23 protein-coding genes are annotated in these 23,085 nt (G+C 54.8%); 10 read left to right on the forward strand and 13 right to left on the reverse strand.

Translation table 11 applies throughout. From position 1 onward, the window contains the following. Nucleotides 1-108: 108 nt before the first annotated feature. From parC to ACIQW9_RS00880, 3 genes are read right to left on the reverse strand one after another with little or no spacing between them, the layout of a single operon-like run. Nucleotides 109-2,439: a DNA topoisomerase IV subunit A gene (gene parC / locus ACIQW9_RS00870; protein WP_402331728.1), complete on the reverse strand. Its 2,331-nt coding sequence runs from the start codon at nt 2,437-2,439 to the stop codon at nt 109-111. 22 nt (nt 2,440-2,461) lie between these two features. Further along, nucleotides 2,462-3,271 carry a lytic transglycosylase domain-containing protein gene (locus ACIQW9_RS00875; protein ID WP_402331731.1) on the reverse strand — a complete coding sequence of 270 codons (810 nt, stop codon included), beginning with the start codon at nt 3,269-3,271 and terminating at the stop codon, nt 2,462-2,464. Nucleotides 3,272-3,273: 2 nt separating this feature from the next. Then, nucleotides 3,274-5,259 carry a DNA topoisomerase IV subunit B gene (locus tag ACIQW9_RS00880; protein ID WP_402331734.1) on the reverse strand — a complete coding sequence of 662 codons (1,986 nt, stop codon included), beginning with the start codon at nt 5,257-5,259 and terminating at the stop codon, nt 3,274-3,276. 388 nt (nt 5,260-5,647) lie between these two features. On the opposite strand from ACIQW9_RS00880, the gene ACIQW9_RS00885 reads away from it, so the two are divergent. Continuing rightward, the gene (locus tag ACIQW9_RS00885) at nt 5,648-6,478 is read left to right on the forward strand and encodes a PleD family two-component system response regulator (protein WP_402331737.1); all 831 of its coding nucleotides are present in this window, start codon (nt 5,648-5,650) and stop codon (nt 6,476-6,478) included. 58 nt (nt 6,479-6,536) lie between these two features. Here the strand turns inward: ACIQW9_RS00885 and ACIQW9_RS00890 are convergent, their stop codons facing one another. Continuing rightward, nucleotides 6,537-7,706, reverse strand: a complete 1,170-nt coding sequence (locus ACIQW9_RS00890) for a VWA domain-containing protein (RefSeq protein ID WP_402331740.1) — start codon at nt 7,704-7,706, stop codon at nt 6,537-6,539. Nucleotides 7,707-7,727: 21 nt separating this feature from the next. Beyond that, on the reverse strand, nt 7,728-8,582 hold the full coding sequence (locus ACIQW9_RS00895) for an AAA family ATPase (protein WP_402331743.1): 855 nt from the start codon (nt 8,580-8,582) through the stop codon (nt 7,728-7,730). 196 nt (nt 8,583-8,778) lie between these two features. On the opposite strand from ACIQW9_RS00895, the gene ACIQW9_RS00900 reads away from it, so the two are divergent. The 3 genes from ACIQW9_RS00900 (at nt 8,779) to ACIQW9_RS00910 (ending at nt 11,807) form a co-directional block, all read left to right on the forward strand. Next, nucleotides 8,779-10,896, forward strand: coding sequence for a site-specific recombinase (locus ACIQW9_RS00900; protein ID WP_402331746.1), 2,118 nt, complete (start codon nt 8,779-8,781; stop codon nt 10,894-10,896). Nucleotides 10,897-11,123: 227 nt separating this feature from the next. Beyond that, nucleotides 11,124-11,444: a cytochrome c gene (locus tag ACIQW9_RS00905; RefSeq protein ID WP_041322174.1), complete on the forward strand. Its 321-nt coding sequence runs from the start codon at nt 11,124-11,126 to the stop codon at nt 11,442-11,444. 9 nt (nt 11,445-11,453) lie between these two features. Next, on the forward strand, nt 11,454-11,807 hold the full coding sequence (locus ACIQW9_RS00910; protein ID WP_402331749.1) for a c-type cytochrome: 354 nt from the start codon (nt 11,454-11,456) through the stop codon (nt 11,805-11,807). 75 nt (nt 11,808-11,882) lie between these two features. Here ACIQW9_RS00910 and ACIQW9_RS00915 read toward each other — a convergent pair whose 3' ends face one another. Then, nucleotides 11,883-12,305 (reverse strand): DUF1841 family protein, encoded by a 423-nt coding sequence (locus tag ACIQW9_RS00915; protein ID WP_011870330.1) that lies wholly within the window; start codon nt 12,303-12,305, stop codon nt 11,883-11,885. Nucleotides 12,306-12,468: 163 nt separating this feature from the next. On the opposite strand from ACIQW9_RS00915, the gene ACIQW9_RS00920 reads away from it, so the two are divergent. Continuing rightward, nucleotides 12,469-13,053, forward strand: a complete 585-nt coding sequence (locus ACIQW9_RS00920) for a malonic semialdehyde reductase (protein ID WP_402331752.1) — start codon at nt 12,469-12,471, stop codon at nt 13,051-13,053. Nucleotides 13,054-13,086: 33 nt separating this feature from the next. Here the strand turns inward: ACIQW9_RS00920 and nth are convergent, their stop codons facing one another. The 4 genes from nth to fdxA form a co-directional block, all read right to left on the reverse strand. After that, on the reverse strand, nt 13,087-13,737 hold the full coding sequence (gene nth / locus ACIQW9_RS00925) for an endonuclease III (protein ID WP_402331755.1): 651 nt from the start codon (nt 13,735-13,737) through the stop codon (nt 13,087-13,089). Continuing rightward, nucleotides 13,734-14,426, reverse strand: coding sequence for an electron transport complex subunit RsxB (rsxB, locus tag ACIQW9_RS00930; protein ID WP_402331758.1), 693 nt, complete (start codon nt 14,424-14,426; stop codon nt 13,734-13,736). Before rsxB ends, nth begins: the two co-directional genes overlap by 4 nt. A 114-nt stretch (nt 14,427-14,540) precedes the next feature. After that, nucleotides 14,541-15,776 (reverse strand): polyhydroxyalkanoate depolymerase, encoded by a 1,236-nt coding sequence (locus ACIQW9_RS00935; RefSeq protein WP_402331761.1) that lies wholly within the window; start codon nt 15,774-15,776, stop codon nt 14,541-14,543. Between the two features lie 222 nt (nt 15,777-15,998). Beyond that, nucleotides 15,999-16,322, reverse strand: a complete 324-nt coding sequence (gene fdxA, locus ACIQW9_RS00940; protein ID WP_402331764.1) for a ferredoxin FdxA — start codon at nt 16,320-16,322, stop codon at nt 15,999-16,001. 279 nt (nt 16,323-16,601) lie between these two features. Here fdxA and ACIQW9_RS00945 point away from each other — a divergent pair, with 279 nt between their 5' ends. From ACIQW9_RS00945 to ACIQW9_RS00955, 3 genes are read left to right on the forward strand one after another with little or no spacing between them, the layout of a single operon-like run. Continuing rightward, nucleotides 16,602-18,008, forward strand: a complete 1,407-nt coding sequence (locus tag ACIQW9_RS00945; RefSeq protein ID WP_402331767.1) for a sodium:proton antiporter — start codon at nt 16,602-16,604, stop codon at nt 18,006-18,008. 10 nt (nt 18,009-18,018) lie between these two features. Then, nucleotides 18,019-19,002: a 2-hydroxyacid dehydrogenase gene (locus tag ACIQW9_RS00950; RefSeq protein WP_402331769.1), complete on the forward strand. Its 984-nt coding sequence runs from the start codon at nt 18,019-18,021 to the stop codon at nt 19,000-19,002. Between the two features lie 3 nt (nt 19,003-19,005). After that, nucleotides 19,006-19,290 (forward strand): polyhydroxyalkanoic acid system family protein, encoded by a 285-nt coding sequence (locus ACIQW9_RS00955; protein ID WP_402331772.1) that lies wholly within the window; start codon nt 19,006-19,008, stop codon nt 19,288-19,290. A 76-nt stretch (nt 19,291-19,366) separates the two neighbouring features. Here ACIQW9_RS00955 and ACIQW9_RS00960 read toward each other — a convergent pair whose 3' ends face one another. Together ACIQW9_RS00960 and ACIQW9_RS00965 are read right to left on the reverse strand one after the other, a co-directional pair. After that, on the reverse strand, nt 19,367-19,618 hold the full coding sequence (locus tag ACIQW9_RS00960; RefSeq protein ID WP_402331775.1) for an acyl-CoA-binding protein: 252 nt from the start codon (nt 19,616-19,618) through the stop codon (nt 19,367-19,369). Nucleotides 19,619-19,683: 65 nt separating this feature from the next. Further along, the gene (locus ACIQW9_RS00965; protein ID WP_402331777.1) at nt 19,684-20,040 is read right to left on the reverse strand and encodes an FKBP-type peptidyl-prolyl cis-trans isomerase; all 357 of its coding nucleotides are present in this window, start codon (nt 20,038-20,040) and stop codon (nt 19,684-19,686) included. A 189-nt stretch (nt 20,041-20,229) separates the two neighbouring features. Here ACIQW9_RS00965 and ACIQW9_RS00970 point away from each other — a divergent pair, with 189 nt between their 5' ends. Next, nucleotides 20,230-21,072, forward strand: coding sequence for an EI24 domain-containing protein (locus tag ACIQW9_RS00970; RefSeq protein ID WP_402331780.1), 843 nt, complete (start codon nt 20,230-20,232; stop codon nt 21,070-21,072). 52 nt (nt 21,073-21,124) lie between these two features. Then, nucleotides 21,125-21,925, forward strand: coding sequence for a competence/damage-inducible protein A (locus tag ACIQW9_RS00975; protein WP_402331782.1), 801 nt, complete (start codon nt 21,125-21,127; stop codon nt 21,923-21,925). Here ACIQW9_RS00975 and ACIQW9_RS00980 read toward each other — a convergent pair. Then, on the reverse strand, nt 21,922-23,052 hold the full coding sequence (locus ACIQW9_RS00980) for an ABC transporter ATP-binding protein (protein WP_402331785.1): 1,131 nt from the start codon (nt 23,050-23,052) through the stop codon (nt 21,922-21,924). The two genes, ACIQW9_RS00975 and ACIQW9_RS00980, sit on opposite strands and share 4 nt — an antisense overlap. Between the last annotated feature and the right edge of the window lie 33 nt (nt 23,053-23,085).

Here is a 23,085-nt window from a genome sequence, read left to right on the forward strand (position 1 = left end):
ACCCCCGGCAACTGACTCTCTTCGAAGAAAAACAGCATAGGCTATCCCCAGCAGATAACAGTGAGGCGCTTTTATACGGGAATGACAGGCACAGTACAGATGATCAGATTATTCCGCGCTGGCTTTGGTTACCGCCGTCAAGGTAGTCGCCTTGATCTTCGATTCCAAACCTTTGCCCTTGCGTGCACGCTTGCCGATATGCACAGCGAGCCCCGATGCCGACAGCAATATTTCCTGCGCTTTGGCACCGCGTCCGATGCCGGACACGACTACGCCGCGTTGGCTGATAGGCTGCGCTGCCAGCAGCTTCTCGTTCTTTTCCAGTTCCATCAGAATCACACCACGACCGCCGGCAGTCAGCGATTTGATTTCATCTATGCCGAATACCAGTACGCGCCCTTTTTCCGACAGGCAGGCAATTGCACTGGCGCCAGCGATCAGCGGACGCGGTGCCAGCGGTTCATCGCCGTCATCCAGTGTGATGAAGGCTTTGCCGCCGCGTGTGCGGCTGACCATATCGCCGGACTTGGCGGTGAAGCCGTAACCGGCGGTTGAGGCCAGCAGCAAGGTGACGTCGGCCGGGCCGGCGAAGTAATGCAGCACGCGCGTGCCGCTCGCCAGTTCAACCAGGGTCGTGATAGGTACGCCATCGCCGCGTGCACCGGGCAGGGCAGCGACGGCAACCGAGTAGATACGGCCATTCGAGCCGAAGACCAATAGCGTATCGACAGTGCGGCACTCGAACGTGTCGTACAGCGCATCGCTGGCCTTGAAAGTAAATTGCGCGGCGTCGTGACCGTGGCCGGTGCGTGCGCGCACCCAGCCTTTTTGCGAAATGACGACCGTCACCGGTTCATCGATCACCTTGGTTTCGACCACGGCTTTTTCTGCGACTTCGATCAGCGTGCGGCGTTTGTCGCCGAACTGTTTCTCATCCGCTTCGATTTCCTTGATGACCAGGCGCCTCATCGACGATGGATTGTCGAGCAGATCCTGCAGAGTCGATTTTTCGCTGCGCAGTTCTGCCAGTTCCTGCTGGATCTTGATGGTTTCCAGACGCGCCAGTTGACGCAGGCGAATTTCAAGAATGTCGTCTGCTTGACGCTCAGACAAGCGGAACGCATCCATCAGGGCAGGCTTGGGTTCATCCGATTCACGGATGATTTTGATCACCTTGTCGATGTTGAGCAGGATTGCTTCGCGACCTTCGAGGATATGGATACGGTCGTTAACTTTTTGCAGTTTGAATTGGGAGCGACGCGTGATCGTCGTGAAGCGGAAATCCACCCATTCACGCAGGATGTCGCCCAGCGCCTTTTGCCGTGGCTTGCCGTCGCCGCCTATCATGACCAGATTGATGGAAACGCTGGTTTCCAGCGAGGTATGCGCCAGCAGCATATTGGTGAATTCGGTCTGGTCCTGATTTTTCGATTTTGGTTCGAACACCAGACGCACAGGCGCATCGCGGCCGGATTCGTCACGCACCGTATCGAGCATCGCCAGCACGGTTTGTTTCAAGGCCAACTGTTCCGGCGACAGCGATTTCTTGCCGAGTCTTATTTTCGGATTCGTCAGTTCCTCGATTTCTTCCAGCACGCGTTGCGATGAGGTGCCGTGCGGCAGTTCGGTCACGACTGCCTGCCACTGGCCGCGCGCCATGTCTTCTATCTTCCACGTTGCGCGCACCTTGACGCTGCCGCGGCCGCTGCGATAAATATCGCTGATGGCAGTCGGTGAAGTGATGATCTGTCCGCCGCCGGGGAAATCCGGGCCCGGCACTATCGCCACCAATTCTTCGTGCGTCAATTTAGGATTGCGTATCAGGGCAACCGCCGCTTGCGCGACTTCACGCAGATTATGCGAAGGAATTTCGGTTGCCATGCCGACGGCAATGCCGGATGCGCCATTCAATAATACGAAAGGCAATCGGCTGGGCAGCAGTTTCGGTTCTTCGGTCGAACCGTCGTAGTTGGGCTGGAAATCGACGGTGCCCATATCGATTTCTTCCATCAGCAATTTTGCGATAGGCGTCAGGCGTGCTTCGGTGTATCGCATTGCCGCGGCACCGTCGCCATCGCGCGAACCGAAGTTGCCCTGGCCATCGATCAATGGATAACGCAAGGAAAAATCCTGCGCCATGCGCACCAGTGCGTCATAGACGGATTGATCGCCGTGCGGATGCAGTTTGCCGAGTACGTCACCGACTACGGCTGCTGATTTGCGCGGTTTGGCGGCAGAGTTCAAACCCAGTTCATTCATCGCAAACAGGATGCGGCGTTGTACCGGTTTCTGGCCATCGCAGACATCCGGCAGGGCACGGCCCTTGACCACGGAAATTGCGTAATCCAGATATGCGCGTTCGGCAAAAGTTGCCAGTGTCAGTGATTCGCCGTCATCGGCTGGTACTGCAGTGTCAAAAAGATTAGCTTGATCGGTCATTATTGTTTGGTTTTTACAGAGATTATTCGATGGACGTAATTGGGTAAGTAGACGATGTGTCCACAGGAGAGCTGGTGTCGCGTCGTCCCGGGATGATCATGTGTATGCGTTTGGAATCCGAACGCCGACTCGAGAAAACAGCATTGTCCGCAAAGTGCGAGGTCGGCTGATACAGCTTGTAAAACTGCGTGACCAGCTTGACGTAATTGCGGGTTTCCGGAAACGGCGGAATCGTATTGTTGTATTTCTGAATCGCACCTTCGCCGGCGTTATACGAGGCCAACACCAGATGCTGCTGATTCGGATACATGTCGCGCAGCACGCGGAGGTAACGTGCGCCCAGGCGGATATTGGTTTTCGGATCGGTCAGTTTTTGTGCAACGCTTTTTTTACGATCGGCTTGCAGGCCGAAACGCTCGGCGGTTGCCGGCATCAACTGCATCAATCCGACTGCGCCTTTGGGCGAAACGGCATTCGGATTGAAACCCGATTCTGCCGCCATCACTGCCTTGAGCAAGGCCGGATCGAGATTGAATTCATTGGCTGCATCGTTCAACAGCTTTTCGTACTTTTTCAGATTCGGGTGTTGCGACAGATAGCGGAATAGCGGCGTTTCTTTTTCTGCAGGATCTTGGCCGTTACTTAGTGGAACGAGTCTGGCCGCATTCAAAACCTGATCGCCGCGTGCAAATAACTGGTAACGCTGGTCGAGTTTTTCCGTCGCAAAATGCGCATCGCCGTTGGCATCGATATAGCCGTACACGTCTGCATGCGCAGCAATGCATAACAGCGATAAGGATAAGGCCAGCAGGGAAGTGCGCACGATGTTCATGATCAGATATCGGCCTCTGCTTCGTTGCCGTGCTCTTCTATCCATGTGCGGCGTGCAGCGGCTTCGCCTTTGCCCATCAGCATGTTGAAGCGCGCTTCAGAGAAGTCCAGATCGAATTCGCCGAGCGAGACTGGCAACAGGCGGCGGGTATCCGGATTCATCGTGGTTTCCCACAATTGTTCCGCATTCATTTCACCAAGACCCTTGAAACGCGAGATGGCCCACGCCGATTCCTTGACGCCATCCTTGCGCAATTTGTCTTCGATTGCCGCCAGCTCGCCATCATCGAGTGCATAGATTTTTTGAATCGGCTTCTTGCCGCGCGCAGGTGCATCGACACGATACAGCGGTGGTCGCGCGATGCAGATGTGACCGCGATCTATCAGTTGCGGGAAGTGTTTGAAGAACAGCGTCAACAACAGCACCTGAATGTGCGAACCGTCGACGTCCGCATCGGACAGGATGCAGATGCGGCCGTAACGCAGGCTGCTGAAATCGACAGTATCGTTTTTACCATGAGGGTCGATGCCGATCGCGACGGCGATGTCGTGAATCTCATTGTTGGCGAACAGGCGGTCGCGCTCGGTTTCCCACGAATTGAGTACCTTGCCGCGCAGTGGCAAGATGGCCTGGAATTCCTTGTCGCGCCCCATCTTGGCTGAGCCGCCGGCGGAGTCGCCTTCGACCAGGAAGATTTCATTGCGCGAGGTATCGCTGGACTCGCAATCGGTCAGCTTGCCCGGCAAGACGGCAACGCCTGATGATTTTTTCTTTTCTACTTTTTGTGCCGAACGCAGACGCGATTGCGCCTGCTTGATGACGAGTTCTGCCAGTTTCTTGCCGTAATCGACGTGCTGGTTCAACCACAGTTCAAGCGCCGGGCGCGTATAGGTAGCCACCAGACGCACTGCATCGCGTGAATTCAGGCGCTCCTTGATCTGGCCCTGGAATTGCGGATCGAGCACTTTGGCCGACAGCACGAACGACACGCGTGCGAACACGTCTTCCGGCAACAGCTTCACGCCTTTCGGCAACAGCGAATGCATTTCGACGAAACTTTTTACCGCGCCGAACAAGCCTTCGCGCAAGCCGGATTCATGTGTGCCGCCGTTGGAAGTCGGAATCAGGTTGACATAGGATTCGCGCACTACGGCGCCGTCTTCAGTCCATGCGACGACCCATGCTGCGCCTTCGCCTTCGGCAAAACCTTCGGTATCGGCATTGGCGTATTGCTCGCCTTCAAATAGAGGAATAACCGTTTCTGCATTCGATGCCTGCGCCAGCGATTCGGTCAGGTAACCGCGCAAGCCCTGATCGTATTGCCAGGTTTGCGTTTCACCACTTTTGGCATGCACCAGTGTGACTTTGACGCCCGGCAGCAGCACCGCCTTGGAGCGCAGCAGGCGTTGCAGTTCTGCTTGCGGAATGACAGAGGAGTCGAAATATTTTGGATCGGGCCAGGCCGTGACACGTGTACCGCTGCGCTTTTCATCGCGGGTAATGGCACGCGACTTCAGGGGCTCGATGACATCGCCGCCGGAAAAAGTCAGCGTGTGCACGCCACTTTCGCGCCACACGGTAATTTCCAGCCGGGTGGAAAGTGCGTTCGTGACCGAAACGCCAACGCCGTGCAAGCCGCCGGAGAATGCGTATGCGCCGCCAGAGCCCTTGTCGAATTTGCCGCCCGCATGCAAACGCGTAAAGACGATTTCCACTGTCGGGATTTTTTCTTCCGGATGCAGGCCGACTGGAATGCCGCGACCGTCGTCTTCGACGCTGACGCTGCCGTCCGTATTCAGGGTGACGACGATGTTCTTGCAATAGCCGCCCAGCGCTTCATCGGAGGCATTGTCGATGACTTCCTGAATGATGTGCAGCGGGTTCTCGGTACGGGTGTACATGCCGGGACGTTGCTTGACCGGCTCCAAACCTTTCAATACACGGATGGAGGATTCGCTATAGTCTGCAGAGGATTTTTTAGTGGCCATTCAATCTGATACGAGTAAGGAGCGGAAAAATAATTGCATGTCGCTTATGCAACACGGCACAGCATGGAGTGTCTGCATTCTAATGAAAAAAACCGAAGTGCATCATTTAACGTGTGGATCCCGGAGGAGGAAAAGAGAGGGAATTGTTAAATAAGGTTAGATCGGTGATGCGCCACTAGTACTTTCTGAATAAAAACGTTCAAATGTGAGGAATTTGATAAATAGTTGACATAATTTTATACATTTCTCTCTGCTGCTTTCCTGATTTCTTCATGGCAACAGCAATTTTTTGTGAGATGAATGTTAAATATGCAACATATATCTGCCTCAAATATTGGTATAAAGATGTTTGTATATAGAACAGCGATTGCGTTTTCCTTCCTGACCGATGCCCGTTAACAGTTTCCCCTTTGCGGTACGCCTGATTGGTTTCAATCAACAGGAGACCGATATCTTCGATGCCACTTTTGCCTTGGACCAAGGCAAGGGCTATGGCTATTTTCGTTTGGCCGAAGATAATTTGCAGGATCCTGATTTATATATCGCCAACGGGGAAGACCTGCGTGCATTGGTAGCCGTATCCGATTTGCGCCCCAGCGATGTGCGGCCGGTGCTGCTGGTCGGTACGCCCGTTATTGCGTTGCCGTATGCGCGGGTGGAGCGTCCCATACGCTGGCAGCGACTGTTTGAGGCACTGGATGCATTGATCGAAAAACGCGCCGATACGCTGGCGCGGCTGGAGGCGTCCGATGTCATCCTGGTGCCGGAGCGCAGACGGCGTAATCGGGTCGATATCGATTTGACCGATCCGGTTGCCTACGAAGGTTTGCGTACCGAGTTGCCGCATGGCGGAGCCGTGCTGTTGATCGACAAGACACCGGCCTTTCGCGATTTCGTCGCCGAATTTATGGCGCGTTATCAGGTTGAGGTTTTGTGGGCCAAGGGCGAATCGGAAGCGGAGGGCGCCTGCGTGCGTCAACGCGTATCGGTGGTGTTGATTAATACTTCGGTGTCGGATATCGATCCGTTTCGTTTATGCCAGACGGTCAAAACGGCACGCCCGCACGACAAGACTTCCGTCATTTTTCTGGTCAGCAAATCTGCTGATTACGATGTCGAGATGGGGCGCAAGGCGGGGGTGGACGGTTTTCTGACCAAGCCGGTTGCCAGCCATCATTTGATTAGCGCGCTGAAAAAATTCATGCATCTGCCGCGCTAACTCCGGCACCATGCCGGACGCAGTGACTCTCTTGCGCGCGGCCTTTCTTCTGCCGTAGCTATTTGCTCAGCGTGCGCATGCCGCGCTCCAGACCTTCCAGCGTCAACGGATACATGCGATTGTCCATCTGCTGCCGGATGATCGCGATCGACTGCCGGTATTCCCAGATATTTTCCGGTTCCGGATTGAGCCAGATATAGCTGGGGAACATTCTGGTAAAACGCTGCAGCCATTCGGCGCCCGCTTCCTTGTTGTGATAATCGATCGCCGCGCCTGCCTGCAGGATTTCATACGGACTCATCGTGGCATCGCCGACGAAAATGAGTTTGGTGTCGGGCGAATACTTGCGCAAGACATCCCAGGTGGCAAAGCGTTCGGCGTGCTTGCGCTGATTGTTGCGCCACAGGTAGTCGTAGACGCAATTATGGAAATAATAAAATTCCATATTCTTGAATTCGCTTTTCGCCGCAGAAAACAATTCTTCAATGCGCTGGATATGTTCATCCATCGTGCCGCCTACATCCAGCAGCATCAGGATCTTGATGTTGTTGCGGCGCTCCGGCTGCATCTTGATATCGAGATAGCCCGCATTGTTCGCGGTAGCGCGTATGGTGGCATCGAGCGCCAGTTCATCGTGCGCTCCCTGACGGGCAAACTTGCGCAGCCGGCGCAGCGCGACCTTGATATTGCGGGTGCCGATTTCACGCGCCGTATCGTAATCGCGGTAGGTGCGTGTTTCCCATATCTTGACGGCGGAACGATTGCCGCCTTCGCCGCCTATGCGTATGCCTTCCGGATTGACACCGCTATTGCCGAAGGGCGAGGTGCCGCCGGTGCCTATCCATTTGCTGCCGCCTTCGTGACGTTCCTTCTGCTCCTTCAATAATTGCTGCAGGCGTTCGGCGAGTTTGTCGTAACCGAATTTTTCGATCAGCGCACGTTCTGCGGCGCTCAAATCTTTCGCTGCACGTTTCAGCAGCCAGTCGAGCGGTATCGCTGCCTTGTCATCGAAAACGGCAGCAATGCCTTTGAAGTACATGCCGAAGGCACGATCGAATTTGTCGAAGTGCGCCTCATCCTTGACCAGTGTCAGGCGCGCCAGATAGTAGAAATCATCCAGCGAGGGACCAATGACTTCTTTTTCCAGTGCTTCCAGCAGCAGCAAAAATTCCTTGATCGAGACCGGAATTTTTGCCTCTTTCAGCATGAAGAAAAAATCGATTAACACGGCAATTCCTGTCGACGCGCTTTAGCGATTGGTGCGCGACATGAACACCAGTCGCTCGAACAGGTGAATGTCCTGCTCGTTTTTCAGCAAGGCGCCATGCAGCGGCGGGATCACGATTTTGTCATCCTGGCTGCGTAGTGCTTCCGCAGGAATATCTTCCGCGAGCAGAAGTTTCAGCCAATCCAGCAATTCGGAAGTGGACGGCTTTTTCTTCAGACCATTGATTTCGCGCACCTGGTAAAACACTTCGAGCGCCTTTGCCAGCAATTCCTTTTTCAGATCGGGGAAGTGCACGGCGACGATTTGTTCCATCGTATCGCGGTCGGGAAACTTGATGTAATGGAAGAAGCAGCGGCGCAGGAAGGCATCCGGCAATTCCTTTTCATTATTCGAAGTGATGATAACGAGCGGCCGGTGTATGGCTTTCACCATTTCACGCGTTTCGTACACATAGAATTCCATGCGGTCGAGTTCGCGCAGCAAGTCGTTCGGAAATTCGATATCGGCCTTGTCGATTTCATCGATCAGCAAAACCACTTGTTCATCAGCGGCGAATGCCTGCCACAATACGCCCTTGAGTATGTAGTTATCGATGACTTTGACGCGTTCGTCGCCGAGTTGCGAATCGCGCAGGCGCGATACGGCGTCGTATTCATACAAACCCTGCTGCGCCTTGGTGGTCGATTTGATATGCCATTGCAGCAAGGGCATGCCGAGTGCGGCGGCGACTTCTTCCGCCAGCATGGTTTTGCCGGTGCCCGGTTCCCCCTTGATCAATAGCGGGCGTTGCAAAGTCAGGGCCGCGTTGACGGCGAGCTTCAAATCGCCGGTAGTGACGTAAGTGCGGGAACCTTCAAAGTGTGTGTCTTGTCGCATGACGTGTCATTAAGGTGAAAAGAAATCGGAGTATAAGCGAGAACAAGGCAGGCAGCGCTGTCGGTACGGCAACAGTAGATGCCGTATAACAAGACGGGTTTGCCTGCACATGTAGTGCATCGCCCGTTAGTCGTTCCTGGAAATTTTCCTCCATTTCAAGCTATCAATGAAAATCTCTTTTCTCAGAATCTGTGCCGTGTGGCGCAGATTCCATCGTGGTGCATTACGGCATCACACGGATCACGCGTCTTACCTGCCGCAAATTGAATCGCTGATGCGTCGCGCCGATCCTCACGCATCCTGGCATGCGCGCGCCAACTGGATGATCGATCTGGCCGACTGGGTGCGTCGCGAGCCCAAGGTGTCGCTGCTGGGCGAAGGCGCATGGCGGCGCGTCAAGCATCAACGTATCCGTTTCATGCTCGATTGGCTGGATGGCAATCGCGACGTGAAACAAGTCGTGCAGGCAAGTTTGCGCAAGACACTGCGCGAAGCGACCGGCCCCGAGCTTTTTTCAGCCACCGGCCTGCCGCGCGAATCGGCGTTCTTTTCCGAGTTGTCGGAACGCATGGTCAAACTAATCTTGCCGCGCCCGGTCGGGCAGCAGGATTTATCGACCTTGTTTACTGCCATGTTTCCGGATGAGTCGGACGCCGAATGGCTGCTGGAACTCGATCCCAAAACCCTGTCGCGGCTGTGGAAGCTGGCGGGGGACGATGGCATTGCGCACGGTTACCGGCAGCAAATTGATGAAGCCATGCTGTATCTGGTCACGATGGTTATTTCGGTCGGCATCAGCCCGGCGTTTCGTCAACGGCTGGAGCCGCGCATGCCCTTGCTGGCGACACCATTCATGTCGCTGCGCCGCGAGCTGGAAAATTATTTGATGCACAGCGTCAGGGACGACGCAGGCTTGCGCAGCGTGCGCATGCTGATTGCCGTGTGCCAGGCGCAAACCGACAAGATCTATGCGCATCTGGATGAATACGGTGTATCGGTCGGACTGGTTTATCACGTCGAACGCATGCGTGCGCACCTGATCCGGATTTCGCGTCTGCTGGATTTGCGTTCCGCGCCGCATGTAGAGGGCGGCGCGAGTCAGGTGCAGGCAGTGCTGGTCGATCTGATCATCGCCCATCATCGCCGCTCGTCGGTGCGCGAACTGGTCAATCGCAGTTTTTCTCTGCTGGCGCGCAAGATGGTAGAGCGCAATGCCAACCATGGCGAGCATTACATTGCGCGTGATCGCAGCGAATACCGGGCCATGTTCAAGGCGGCCATGTGGGGCGGTGTCATTACCGCTTTCACGGCCTTGATCAAGCTAGGCATTACCGGCCTCGGCCTGGCGCATTTTTTCGAGGGCGCCTTCCTGTCGATTAACTTTGCCTTGAGCTTTCTCCTGATTACCGCAATCGGCGGTGTGCTGGCGACCAAGCAACCGGCGGTTACCGCACCGGCGCTGGCGGCGCAGATGGGCGGCCTGGATACAGTCGAAGGTTTGCGTGAACTGCTGACGCGTATCGCCGCCTTGCTGCGTTCGCAAGCGGCGGCAGTGTTCGGCAATCTGCTGGCTGTGGCGCCAGTGGTGGTGGCGCTGTCATTCGCTGCCGTGCTGATGTTCGACAAACCGATCATGAGTGCGGATAAAGCGCACGCCACCATCGCTTCCCTGTCGCTGGTCGGGGTGACGCCACTGTATGCGGCCTTTACCGGCTTGCTGCTGTGGCTGGCCAGCCTGATGGCGGGTTTTGCCGATAACTGGTTTGCCTTGCGTCGCGTGAAGGAATCGCTCGCACACCATAGGCGGCTGGTGCACGCACTGGGCGCACATCGTGCCGAACGCTGGGCCGGCTGGCTGGAGCACAATGTGTCCAGCATCGTCGGCAATGTGACGCTGGCAGTGCTGCTCGGCATGATGCCGGTGATCGCACAGTTCTTTGGCCTGCCGCTGGATGTGCGCCATGTGACCTTGTCGACGGCGACACTGACGGCGGCAGTGAGCACCCTGGGGTGGGAAGTATTCGCGCTGCCGCAGTTCTGGCTGGCCTGCGCCGGTATCGTGGCGATAGGCGTGCTGAATGTAGGCGTGGCATTTTCCTGCGCGCTGGCGCTGGCCCTGCGTGCACGCGATGTGCCAGGACGGGTGCGCCGACTGGTCTTCCGTGCCGTATTGCGACGCTTTACGCTGACACCTTATGTATTCTTTTGGCCTGTACAGGCGGAAAATACCGCCGCTGCGTCTGCGGTGGAAGAAGGTGAAGTATTGCTGGAAGCTGCGTCGGCAGAGTTGCAGAAAAAAACGGGCACAAAATAAGTTGCGCGCAGTGGGAGATAGGATGACCGAACAGCGGCTTGCGACAAGGCTGTCGGCTGCCGTATTCGCTGCGGTAATTCGCTGTGGTGATTTGAACATGGACTGTCTTGCGGTCTTCAGGTAAAATCGAGCGGTTTTGGTGTAGCCAGGCAATTTTCCCACGCGAGTATGTGGTTTTGCGGCGCTGCAGCAGCGGGTTTCGTATTCACACTATCCACACAGCTATCATGAAAAAACTATTTGCACTTCTCGCGTTCGCGGGTGTGGCCAACATCGCTGTTGCAGCGGAAGTTGTTGGCGATGCCAAGGCTGCTGCCAACAAGGTTTCGATGTGTATCGGATGCCACGCCATCCCGGGCTACAAAGCGACCTTTCCGGAAGTTTATCAAGTCCCCATGATAGGTGGGCAGTCGGAAAAATACATTATCAGCGCGCTGCATGCCTACAAGAAGGGCGAGCGTAATCACCCGTCCATGCACGGTATTGCTGCCAGCATGTCGGATCAGGATATTGCCGACGTTGCCGCTTATTACTCGCAACAGAAATAAGGGAGCCATATGAAAAAAATTCTCGCATTGGCTGTCGTATCGCTGTCGGCAGTCGTCTCATTCAACGCTGCAGCTGAAAGCAAGATTGACGCCGGCAAGGCAGCAGTTGCCAAATACAATTGCGCATCCTGCCACGGTGCCGATTTCCAAACGCCTATCGATCCTGGTTATCCAAAGCTGGCCGGTCAGCACAAGGATTATCTGAAGCACGCCATGGTTGCCTACAAGCGCGGCAATCAGGTTTCCAATGGTCGCAGCAATGCCATCATGGGGCCACTGTCCAAGCAATTGTCGGGTCAGGATATCGAAAACATCGCTACCTACCTGCACAGCCTGCCAACCACACTGGTTCTGCGCAAATAATTATTGGCCGATGTTTCGCCAAATAAAAAAGCCACGGTTCGCCGTGGCTTTTTTACGTCTGTCTCGCGTTTTGCTTCAGCGTCGCCTGATGCATTCGATGTAGGCCGCGCCATCCGGCGGCAGGCCGTTGCGCTGCGAAGTCCAGATCATCTCGCCCAGGCATTCCATGATGTGATGATGCGCCTCATGCTCGGAGCCCAGTCTATGCGCCAGGCCGGTATAGGCGGCGCGAATTCCGGGCGGCTGGTCGATGGAAATCTGTTCGGCAATCGACAGGTGCATGGACAGATGCAGGAAGGGATTGGCCTGGCCTGACTCCACCGAATAATCCTGTGCCAGCGCGGCTTCCACATCCGTCAACGCATCTGCGTATTCCGGGTGCTGGATGATCCAGTCGCGCGCGATTGCTTCCAGTGGAGTGAGGATTTCATTGGCGCGCTGCTTGCGAAATGTTTCGCAGAAAAAGCGACGTACATCGTGTTGTGATGGTGTGAACATGAAGATAGTGAAAGAGATAGTTCATTGAACGCAGGCTGCCATTGTACGTGGCTTGCTGCCGAACTGCCGGGCGGGTTTCGGTTAACATATAGGTCTATTGTATTTTTTGCCGCGATTGCCGCCTTGCGGCATGTTTTTTGAAAATCTGAATAAGAAAGTCCTCATGTTGAATCAGCAAGCGCTTGAAACTCTTTTTACCCATGCCCATACCAATACCGTCTGGCAAGACAAGCCGGTCACCAATGGCCAGTTGCGCGAGATTTATGAATTGATGAAATGGGCGCCGACCTCGATGAACTGCCAGCCGGTACGCATCGCCTTCGTGAAGTCGCCGGAAGCGAAAGAAAAGCTGGCAGCATGTGTCTCCGCCGGTAATGTACAGAAAGTCAAAACCGCGCCTATTACCGCCATCATCGGTATGGACATGGCGTTCCCGCGCAAGATGCCGCAGTTGTTTCCGCACATGGATGCGCAGGCACTGTTTGCCGGCAACGAAAAACTGACCGAAGAAACGGCTTTCCGCAACTCTTCGCTGCAAGGCGCTTACTTCATTATGGCGGCACGCGCGATCGGCCTGGATTGCGGCCCCATGTCAGGCTTCGATGCGGCGAAAGTGAATGAAGCCTTCTTTGTCGGTACCCATGTGCAGGCGAATTTCCTCTGCAGCATAGGCTATGGCGATCATGAAAAAATCAAGCCGCGTTTGCCGCGTCTGACGTTCGAAGCTGCGTGCGCCATCGTCTTGTAACCATACTGAAGAGACGTCCTGTGTCTGCCGGCCCTAGACGCCTTTGGCGGGCAAGGGCGTCTTCTGCTTGTATTCGCATAAATCGGCAATGATGCAATTCCAGCATTTGGGCGTGCGTGCGATGCAGGTATAGCGGCCGTGCAGGATCAGCCAGTGATGGGCATCCTGCCGGAATTCCGGCGCGACAAATTTCATCAGTTTTTGCTCGACGATATCGACGTTCTTGCCCGGGGCAATGCCGGTGCGATTCGAGACGCGAAAGATATGCGTATCGACGGCGATGGTCGGCTCGCCGAAGGCTGTATTCATCACCACATTGGCGGTTTTTCGGCCGACGCCGGGCAAGGCTTCCAACTCTGCGCGCGTACGCGGCACTTCGCCGCCATGTTCGGCGATCAGTATCCTACAAGTTTCAATGACGTTTTTTGCCTTGGTGCGATACAAGCCTATGGTCTGGATGTAGGGCATCAAGCCTTCCACACCCAGCGCATAAATTTTCCTCGGCGTACCGGCGTGCGGATACAGTTTGCGCGTGGCCTTGTTGACGGAAACGTCGGTTGCCTGCGCCGACAGCAAGACCGCGATCAGTAACTGGAATGGCGTCTGGTATTCAAGTTCGGTAGTGGGATGCGGATTGGCAGCGCGCAGTCGGTTGAAAATTTCACGGCGTTTTTCCGCGTTCATTGATCATCCTTTTCTGCCTGTTCTTTTTTCAGGCGCGCACGTTCGATGGCGGCTTGAATAATGGCTTTCTTGCGTGCCTGTTCGGTTTGTTCCGCTTCCGAGAGCGGCGTTTCGGATTGCAAGGCCTGCAGTTTGGCGGCAGCCTTGGCTGCCAGCCGCGCCTCGTTTTCTTCTTTTTCGCGTTGCAAACGCAGCGTGCGGAAATCATGTCTTGCGCGTGCCGCATCGGCTTCTGCCTGCGACCACGCATCCCAGCCGGTTTTACCCGGCGTGTACTCGACCATTGCAATGCAATCGACCGGGCAGGGCGCCACGCACAGATCGCAGCCGGTGCACAGGTCGGTGACGATCGTATGCATCTGCTTGGCGGCACCGACGATCGCATCGACCGGACAAGCCTGTATGCACAAGGTGCATCCTATGCACAAACTTTCATCGATGAATGCAACCGGACGTGGCCGTTCCACGCCATTGACCGGATTGATGGGGATGACCTTCTTGCCCAATACCTGTGCCAGTCGTGCCACGCCTTCGATGCCGCCTGGCGGACACTGGTTATAACTGGCGCGACCGTCGGCCATCGCTTCTGCATAAGGACGGCATGCGGGGTAGCCGCATTTCGTGCATTGCGTTTGCGGCAGCAGGTCTTCAAGCTGATCGGCGAGCGATTTTTCAGTGGGTGATGACACAGCGGAAAATAAAAGGATAAAACACGATTATCGTCTTATACGGGACGATGCGCCAAATAGAAAAACGCGGAGATTGCGTTGGACGGATTTCCTCCGTGTATTTGGCGCACTGTATCAGGAGTGTTTGGCAATAAACTCGCCGATTTTCGGCGCAATGATCTCGCGCCATTTGCGGCCCGAGAAGATGCCGTAATGTCCGCATTGCGGTGCGGTGAATTGCTGTTTGTCCGATTTGGGAATCGAGGAACACAAATCCTGTGCGGCATGGGTTTGTCCGGCACCGGAAATATCATCCTTCTCGCCTTCGATGGTAAACAAGGCGACCGATTTGATATCCTGCGGCCGCACCAGCTTGCCTTCGACTTCCCAGGTGCCCAGCGGCAGGCGATGTTCCTGAAAAACTGTTTTGATCGTTTCCAGATAATATTCGGCCGGCATATCCAGTACGGCATTGTATTCATCGTAGAACTTGCGATGCTCTTCTGCCGATTCGTTGTCGCCTTCGCGCAGGTGCATGTAAAAATCCCAGTGGCTTTGCGCATGACGACCGGGATTCATGGCGATGAAACCGGCGTGCTGCAGGAAGCCCGGATAGACCTTGCGCCCGAAACCGGGATAACTGGTCGGCACGCTGTAAATCACCTGATTTTCAAACCATGCATGCGGTTTTTCAACGGCCAGATCATTGACCTGTGTCGGCGATTTGCGCGCATCGATAGGGCCGCCCATCATCGTCATCGTTTTAGGCAGCTTGGGATCGTGCTCGCTGGCCATCAGTGAAATCGCGGCCAGCACCGGCACGGTAGGCTGGCATACTGAAATCACATGCAGATCCGGTCCCAGCTTGCGGATGAAATCCTGGATGTAATACACGTAATCATGCAGATGGAAGGAACCTTCCGTCAGCGGCACCATGCGCGCATCTGTCCAGTCGGTAATATAGACATCGTGATCCTGCAGCAGACTGCGCACGGTGTCGCGCAGCAAGGTTGAGTGATGACCGGACAGGGGCGCTACCAGCAGGACGACAGGCTGTTTCAAGGCGGCGAATTCCTTCGCCGACAATTTCTTCTTGAAATGAATCAGGGTGCAGAAGGATTTTTTCTCTGTCTCTTCTTCAACGATGGCGACAGTTTTGCCTTTCACCAATACAGACTTGATATCGAAATTCGGTTTTTCGTATTGTTTACCGAGGCGGTATAGGAGTTCGTAACCGGCGGCAATGCGTTGCGCATACGGCGTATAAGCCAGCGGCGACACCGGATCGGTAAATAGTCTGGACGAGGCCTCGGCCCAATCCGTCAAAGGATTGAGCAGGCTGCGATTGAATTCATGCAATTGGTAAAGCATAGCGGCCTCTTTCGATGGCGATCATTGAAAATGATTGTCGCTACAAAACACTTATATTGCAATGCACCATTACCAACTAATTGGAAGATACGGGTCTGGGTGCACATTTATTGTATGAAATACAATAAATTGACTGATTATTTGCCGTCATGTCGCGAACATGGTCGCAAATAAAAAACGCCCCGTGGCGAACCAGGGGGCGTTTTCAGGCAGTGAGCTTTTTCAGCGTTTCAAGAACTGCAGTTTATCTGTCTTGTCTTTCCATTCCTCGGCTTCCGGCAAGGGCGCCTTGGTTTTGGTGATGGATGGCCAGTTGCGCGCAAGCTCAACGTTCAGCTTGATGTAATGTTGCTGATCGGCCGGCACATCTTCCTCTGCATAAATTGCATTTACCGGGCACTCGGCTACGCATACTGCGCAATCGATGCATTCATCGGGATCAATCGACAGGAAATTCGGGCCTTCGCGAAAGCAATCCACCGGGCATACATCGACACAGTCTGTGTAACGGCAAAGTACGCAGGAATCGGTCACTACGTGGGTCATACCAGTCCTAACTGAAATATTTGAAATGAAGCCGGCTAGGCTATGACGAGGGTATGCAACTTCATATACCCGATAGCAGCCGCAAAGCAGTGTATTTTAAGGCATATCGCTCTTTCCCACAAACCAAGCTTATACCGATTCTGAATAAGTAAATGCATTCAGTGTCTGAGGCAGCCGCGCATTCAGTCTTAGGGACTGCGCATAAATGCATCGCAGGCATTGCTGACAAGACATAATTTTTCTGGGATAAAATGGCGCTTCCTCATCTCGGAGTCACGCATGCGTGCAAATATCTTCGTCGGCATGCTTGCCCTGACCCCTGCACTGTGTGGTGCGGCAGAATTGAACGGCGGTGGTTTATCCATCCTGTGGGGCATTCCGTTTACCGGTTTGTTGTTGTCCATTGCCTTGTGCCCTTTGTTGATGCCCGGTTTCTGGCATCACCACTTCGGAAAATTGACGGTGGCATGGTCGCTGGCATTTCTGTTGCCGTGCGCCTTCTACTTCGGTACCACGACGGCCGTGCATGGTGCGGTGCATGCATTTGTTGCCGAGTTTTTCCCCTTTCTGATGTTGATTACCTCATTGTTTGTCGTGGCCGGCGGCATTTGCGTGCGCGGCAATCTGCACGGCACACCGGCGCTCAATACCGGTTTGCTGGCAATCGGTACGGTGCTGGCGAGTTTCATGGGCACCACCGGTGCAGCCATGCTGTTGATACGCCCGCTGATACGCGCGAACGATAATCGCAAGCATGCAGCGCATATCGTCGTGTTTTTCATCTTTCTGGTGGCAAATGCCGGCGGTGCCTTGACGCCGCTCGGTGATCCGCCGCTCTTTCTCGGCTTCCTGAAGGGCGTGGATTTTTTCTGGACGGTGCGTCATTTGTTTGCACCGACGCTGTTCCTGTGCAGCGTGCTGTTGATTATTTTTTATCTGCTCGATAGTCACTACTATCACAAGCGCGAAGAGATAAAGCCGCCGGCGCAGGACCCGACGCCGGATTCGGCGCTCCGTTTTGAAGGCAAGGTCAATTTTGCCTTGCTCGGCGCAGTGGTTGCGCTGGTATTGATCAGCGGCTTCTGGAAACCCGGCATTGCTTACTCCTTCTTCGGCAATACGGTGGAGTTGCAAAATCTGCTGCGTGACGGCTTGCTGATTGTCGTGATTTTCCTGTCCCTGTGGCTGACGCCGGAAGGCGCACGTCGCGGTAATGATTTTTCCTGGGGCCCGATCCAGGAAGTAGGTAAATTATTTGCCGGTATTTTCATCACCATCATTCCCGTGATCGCCATGCTGCGCGCTGGCGAGTCCGGCGCATTTTCAAGCATCGTACGTGCCGTGACGGATGGCAACGGCGCACCGATCAATGGCATGTATTTCTGGGCGACGGGAATACTTTCATCCTTCCTCGACAATGCGCCTACGTATCTGGTTTTCTTCAATACGGCAGGCGGCGACGCAAGCACGCTGATGACTACAATGGCGTCGACACTGGCGGCGATATCCTGCGGCGCGGTATTCATGGGCGCCAACAGTTATATCGGCAATGCACCGAACATGATGGTGAAAGCGATCGCAGAAGAGCGCGGCATCCGTATGCCTTCGTTTTTCGCTTACATGGCCTGGTCGTGCGCGATCCTGATACCCTTGTTTGTCTTGATGACCTTTATCTTTTTCGTTTAAGGAAATGCATATGAAGCAGAAAATACTCGTAGCGCGTGCAACTTTTCCTGATGTAATCGAGCGTTTGCAGCAGCAGTTCGAAGTCGAATCGAATCAGGAAGACAGGATTTTTTCACCCGCCGAGCTGCATGAAAAGATGCAGGGAAAAGAGGGAGTGATCATCACCAGCAGCGAAAAACTGTCGGGCGAAGTGATTACTGCCAATCCGCAACTGAAGGCGATCTGCAATGTGGCAGTCGGCTATAACAATATCGATGTGGCAGCGGCAACCAAGGCCGGCATCATGGTAACCAATACACCGGATGTGCTGAACGAGACGACGGCGGATTATGCGTGGACGCTGCTGATGGCGAATGCACGGCGGACTTCAGAATCTGAACACTATCTGCGTGCCGGCAAATGGAAGAACTGGCGTTTCGATCAATTCCTCGGCGCCGATATTCACGGCGCGACCCTCGGTATTCTCGGCATGGGTCGTATCGGGCAGGCAATCGCACGCCGTTCCATGGGTTTCGACATGCAGGTGATTTATCACAATCGCAGCCGCCTCACGCCGGAACAGGAAGCGCACGCAAACAATGCACGTTACGTCAGCAAGGAAGAATTGCTGCGTACGGCCGATCATTTGATACTGGTGTTGCCGTATTCGGAGCAAACGCATCACATCATCGGTGCGGCCGAACTGGCGCTGATGAAACCGACCGCGACGCTGGTGAATATCGCGCGCGGCGGTATCGTCGATGACGTCGCCTTGATCGCGGCTCTACGCGAACACCGGCTTGCCTCGGCCGGACTCGATGTGTATGAAAACGAACCAGCCTTGCATCCGGATTTTCTGACCCTGTCCAATGTCGTGCTGACACCGCACATCGGCAGCGCATCGGAAAAAACCCGGCGCGCGATGTCGGATTGCGCCTCGCTCAATATGGTCGCTGCATTGAACGGTCAGCGCCCGCCAAATTTACTCAACCCTGAAGTTCAAGCAAAGAAATAGAAGATGGCCGATATCAGTATCAAGCAGGAGCATCAGCTTCCTTTGTCCAAGGCAAAGGAAGCTGCACAACAAGTGGCAGACAGAATGGCCACGGAATTCAACATGGCGACGCAGTGGGAGGGCGATGTCTTGTCGTTCAAGCGCAGCGGTGTCGCCGGTACGCTTGCATTGAGGGAAACAGAAGCGCAGATCGATATCACACTGGATTTTCTGTTCAAGGCTTTTGCTGGCACGCTGGAAGAAAAAGTGGCGCGGAATATGAAAAAGTATTTTGCCGAAGCAGCCTAAGTCTGTAGTCTGGTCGTAAAAAAGCCCCGTATTTTATGACGGGGCTTTTTCATTTTCCGGCTGTGCAAGCAGAAGTTCAGCCTTTCAGATCATTCACCAGGTCGACATACTGCTGCATCGCCTCGTCCCTGGAAAGTCCTTTGAGATTATTCCACGCATCCCATTTGGCGCGTGCAACAAAGTCGGTCATCGCCGGTTGTTCACCCGTGGCATCACCACCAGCCTGTTTGAACAAGCCGTAGATTTTCAGCAAGGTCAGATTATCAGGACGTTCAGGCAAATTCTTGGAATCTGTCAGCGCTTGATCAAATTGTTCCTGCAGGCTCATAGCTGCTCCCAGTAAAAAGTGGTTGAGAACGATCGGAAGATGCCTGATCGCAGTGCAATCCGGATTTATACGCCCAGCAATTCCACTTCAAAAATCAGGGTTGCGTTCGGTGGAATGACACCGCCTGCGCCGCGTGCACCGTAACCCAGCGAGGCCGGAATGATCAGTGTACGGGTGCCGCCGATTTTCATGCCTTGCACGCCTTCATCCCAACCCTTGATGACATGGCCTGCGCCTAGCGGGAACTGGAATGGATCGTTGCGATCCTTGCTGGAATCGAATTTTGCGCCAGCGCTGCCGTCCGGGTTTTGCAGCCAGCCGGTGTAATGCACGGTGACATGGTTGCCTGCGGCTGCTTCTGTGCCGTCGCCGACAACTTTGTCTTCGTATTGCAAACCGGATGAGGTCGAGGTCGTTGCCATGTTTATTCCTTTGAAAATATGATCAGAAAGTGGACAGATTGTAGCAGGTGAAGACGCTTTTATCCGTCTGCACATGGCTGGCCGACGTGGAAGAATCCGGCGCGGTAAAATGGGCACTCTTCGCGCAGACTGGCATGCATAGCCAGATTCCCTGGCTGCGAATCTGATTTCTCTAAGGATATTTCCATCATGCGCCCGGTATTGAATGCATTCGGACGAGCCCTGTTATCCCAGTTGCACATCAGGATGCTGTTGTTGAGCGTGCTGCCGTTCGCGCTGTCGATTGCAGTCTGGGGCGTCGTTTTGTGGCTGTATCTGCAAAGCATGATTGATACGCTGCAAAATTATTTTGTTGAAAACGATGGCTTTCGCGTGACCAACGAGGTGCTGCTGTGGCTGGGCATGGGAGCACTGAAAACAGTCGTGGTGCCCTTGATTGCGATGTGGATACTGTTGCCGCTGATGATACTGACGGCATTGATTTTCGTCGGCATGATGGCAATGCCGGTGATTGCGAAGCACGTCGGCAGCCGGCAATACCAGGAACTGGAAACGCGCAAAGGCGGCACCTTCTTTGGCAGTTTGTGGATGTCGACTTCATCGTTCACGATTTTTCTGGTGTTGTGGCTGGTGACTTTGCCGCTCTCGCTGATTCCACCTCTTACTTTCGTGATCCAGCCTCTGCTGTGGGGCTGGCTGACGTATCGTGTGATGGCTTACGATGCGCTGGCCGATCATGCCGACCCCGAGGAACGCAAGCTTATCTTGCGCATGCATCGCTGGCAGTTGCTGGCCATCGGTGCGATTACCGGCGCAATGGGTGCTGCACCTACTCTGTTATGGCTGGGCGGCGCCTTCTCGGTGATATTTTTTCCGGTACTGGCAGCCGGCGCAATCTGGTTGTATATATTGGTATTCATCTTCAGCGGCTTGTGGTTCCAGCATTACTGTATGGACGCCTTGAAACGCCATCGCGCTGCCGGTGTATCGCCACCTGCTGTCGAACCGCCGCTGATCGAAGACGCAAAATAAATCGACGCGCTCCTTTTCAGGCGCTTCTTACACTACTGCAAGAAAGAAAAACATGGCATTCGGACTCATCATCATCGGCGATGAAATCCTGTCCGGCAAACGCGAGGACAAGCATTTCCCCAAGGTTCTGGAATTGTTCGGTGCGCGCGGATTATCGCTGGAGTGGGTGGAAATCCTGGGCGACGATCGCGCGCGGATTACTGCGACGCTCAAGCGCACCTTCGCCAGTGACGACATCGTGTTCAGCTGCGGCGGCATAGGCGCCACGCCGGACGACCATACGCGGCAATGTGCGGCAGCGGCACTCGATGTGCCTGTCGTTCTGCATCCGGAAGCGAAACAAAAAATCCAGGAGCGCATGCTGGACATGGCGCGTGAAGCGAACGTGCCCTTCGACTTGAACCGGCCGGAAAATCTGCATCGCCTGAAGATGGGTGAATTTCCGCAGGGTGCAGAGATCGTGCCCAATCCGTACAACAAGATTCCCGGTTTTGCGATTCGCCACGGACATGGCGGCGCGCATTATTTCATGCCGGGTTTTCCGGTGATGGCGTGGCCGATGATGGAATGGATACTGGATACGCATTATGCGCATCTGTTTCACCAGCAAGCGAAATTTGAAAAATCAGTGCTGGTTTTCCAGTCCATGGAATCGGCGCTGACTCCTTTGATGGAATCCATCGAGGATGAATATCCGCAGGTGAAAGTATTCAGCCTGCCTAGCGTGGGCGATGCAGAAACGCGGCGTCATATCGAACTTGGCGTCAAGGGTGAACCGGAGCAGGCTGCCGTGGCATTCGCCAGATTGATCGCTGGATTGGATTTGTTGCAGGTGGAAGTGCAGCACATCTAGCCGGACATGCCAGGCGCTTCATTTTCCTTGGTAAATGTCACCACATGGTCGGCTTCCAGCCGTATGCCTATGCGCTCGCCCAGCGCATGATCGTGATGCGAGGGCACCAGCGCCAGCAGCAGCTGGCCGCTAGGCAGCTTCAGCGTGTACAGAAAATCTGCGCCACGAAAGGCCTTGCGCACGACTTCCGCCTGCAGCGGACTGGCGTCGTCATGCACGACGTCATCGGCGCGCAGCAAGACATCAACCTGCTGCCCGTCCGGTGCGTTCGGATCGCATGTTTCCAGACCGTGACACAGCGGTAGCGAACCCAGCTCGATGTTCACGTTCTGTGTCTTCTGATCGATGATGCCGGGGGTGAACACGCCGAGGCCGATAAAGTCGGCGACAAAACGATTGGCCGGGCGGTGATACAGATTGTAGGCATTGTCCCATTGGACGATGACGCCGTCCTGCATCACGCCGATCTGGTCTGCAATCGCAAATGCTTCATGTTGATCGTGCGTGACCAGCACCGCAGTGGTGCCGACTTCTTTCAGGATGTCGCGCACTTCGCTGGCAAGCCTTTCGCGCAAATCCACATCGAGGTTGGAAAACGGTTCATCCAGCAACAGCAGATCCGGTTGTGGCGCCAGCGCACGTGCGAGGGCGACGCGCTGCTGCTGTCCGCCGGATAATTCATGCGGAAATTTTTTCCCTTGCGATGCCAGCCCGACCAGCGTCAGCAATACGGCGATGCGCGCTTGCCGCTCCGGGGCCGCCAGTTTGCGCAGCCCGAAACCGACATTGTCTGCGACCGACAAATGTGGAAACAGCGCGTAATCCTGGAAAACGACGCCGACCTGACGGGTTTCCGGTGTCGCGGTGAAGTGCGCATTGCTGAGCTCCTTGCCGCCCAAGGTAATGCTGCCTTCTGTCAGTGGTTCAAAACCGGCAATGGCGCGCAACACGGTGGTTTTGCCGCAACCGGATTGCCCCAGCAGGCAGCCGATCTGTCCGCGCTGCAATGCAAATGACAGGCTGTGCACAATCTCATGCATCTGCTGACCAAGCCGGTAACCGACCCGGATCGACTCCAGTGACAGATGCGGTGCCAGATGTGACGGCAAAGCGTGTATTGCTGACATGATTTCCTGTTTCAAAAGTAAATGCAGAGATGA

The organism is Herminiimonas sp. NPDC097707, from assembly GCF_044761395.1.
In the GTDB taxonomy this organism is placed as follows: Bacteria; Pseudomonadota; Gammaproteobacteria; order Burkholderiales; family Burkholderiaceae_D; genus Oxalicibacterium.

Excerpts from the sequence above, each read along its gene's own strand:
- parC (WP_402331728.1), bottom strand. The coding sequence starts at position 2,439 with ATGACCGATCAAGCTAATCTTTTTGACACTGCAGTACCAGCCGATGAC.
- ACIQW9_RS00875 (WP_402331731.1), bottom strand. The coding sequence starts at position 3,271 with ATGAACATCGTGCGCACTTCCCTGCTGGCCTTATCCTTATCGCTGTTA.
- ACIQW9_RS00880 (WP_402331734.1), bottom strand. The coding sequence starts at position 5,259 with ATGGCCACTAAAAAATCCTCTGCAGACTATAGCGAATCCTCCATCCGT.
- ACIQW9_RS00885 (WP_402331737.1), top strand. The coding sequence starts at position 5,648 with ATGCCCGTTAACAGTTTCCCCTTTGCGGTACGCCTGATTGGTTTCAAT.
- ACIQW9_RS00895 (WP_402331743.1), bottom strand. The coding sequence starts at position 8,582 with ATGCGACAAGACACACACTTTGAAGGTTCCCGCACTTACGTCACTACC.
- ACIQW9_RS00905 (WP_041322174.1), top strand. The coding sequence starts at position 11,124 with ATGAAAAAACTATTTGCACTTCTCGCGTTCGCGGGTGTGGCCAACATC.
- ACIQW9_RS00910 (WP_402331749.1), top strand. The coding sequence starts at position 11,454 with ATGAAAAAAATTCTCGCATTGGCTGTCGTATCGCTGTCGGCAGTCGTC.
- ACIQW9_RS00915 (WP_011870330.1), bottom strand. The coding sequence starts at position 12,305 with ATGTTCACACCATCACAACACGATGTACGTCGCTTTTTCTGCGAAACA.
- ACIQW9_RS00920 (WP_402331752.1), top strand. The coding sequence starts at position 12,469 with ATGTTGAATCAGCAAGCGCTTGAAACTCTTTTTACCCATGCCCATACC.
- nth (WP_402331755.1), bottom strand. The coding sequence starts at position 13,737 with ATGAACGCGGAAAAACGCCGTGAAATTTTCAACCGACTGCGCGCTGCC.
- ACIQW9_RS00935 (WP_402331761.1), bottom strand. The coding sequence starts at position 15,776 with ATGCTTTACCAATTGCATGAATTCAATCGCAGCCTGCTCAATCCTTTG.
- fdxA (WP_402331764.1), bottom strand. The coding sequence starts at position 16,322 with ATGACCCACGTAGTGACCGATTCCTGCGTACTTTGCCGTTACACAGAC.
- ACIQW9_RS00945 (WP_402331767.1), top strand. The coding sequence starts at position 16,602 with ATGCGTGCAAATATCTTCGTCGGCATGCTTGCCCTGACCCCTGCACTG.
- ACIQW9_RS00950 (WP_402331769.1), top strand. The coding sequence starts at position 18,019 with ATGAAGCAGAAAATACTCGTAGCGCGTGCAACTTTTCCTGATGTAATC.
- ACIQW9_RS00955 (WP_402331772.1), top strand. The coding sequence starts at position 19,006 with ATGGCCGATATCAGTATCAAGCAGGAGCATCAGCTTCCTTTGTCCAAG.
- ACIQW9_RS00960 (WP_402331775.1), bottom strand. The coding sequence starts at position 19,618 with ATGAGCCTGCAGGAACAATTTGATCAAGCGCTGACAGATTCCAAGAAT.
- ACIQW9_RS00965 (WP_402331777.1), bottom strand. The coding sequence starts at position 20,040 with ATGGCAACGACCTCGACCTCATCCGGTTTGCAATACGAAGACAAAGTT.
- ACIQW9_RS00970 (WP_402331780.1), top strand. The coding sequence starts at position 20,230 with ATGCGCCCGGTATTGAATGCATTCGGACGAGCCCTGTTATCCCAGTTG.
- ACIQW9_RS00975 (WP_402331782.1), top strand. The coding sequence starts at position 21,125 with ATGGCATTCGGACTCATCATCATCGGCGATGAAATCCTGTCCGGCAAA.
- ACIQW9_RS00980 (WP_402331785.1), bottom strand. The coding sequence starts at position 23,052 with ATGTCAGCAATACACGCTTTGCCGTCACATCTGGCACCGCATCTGTCA.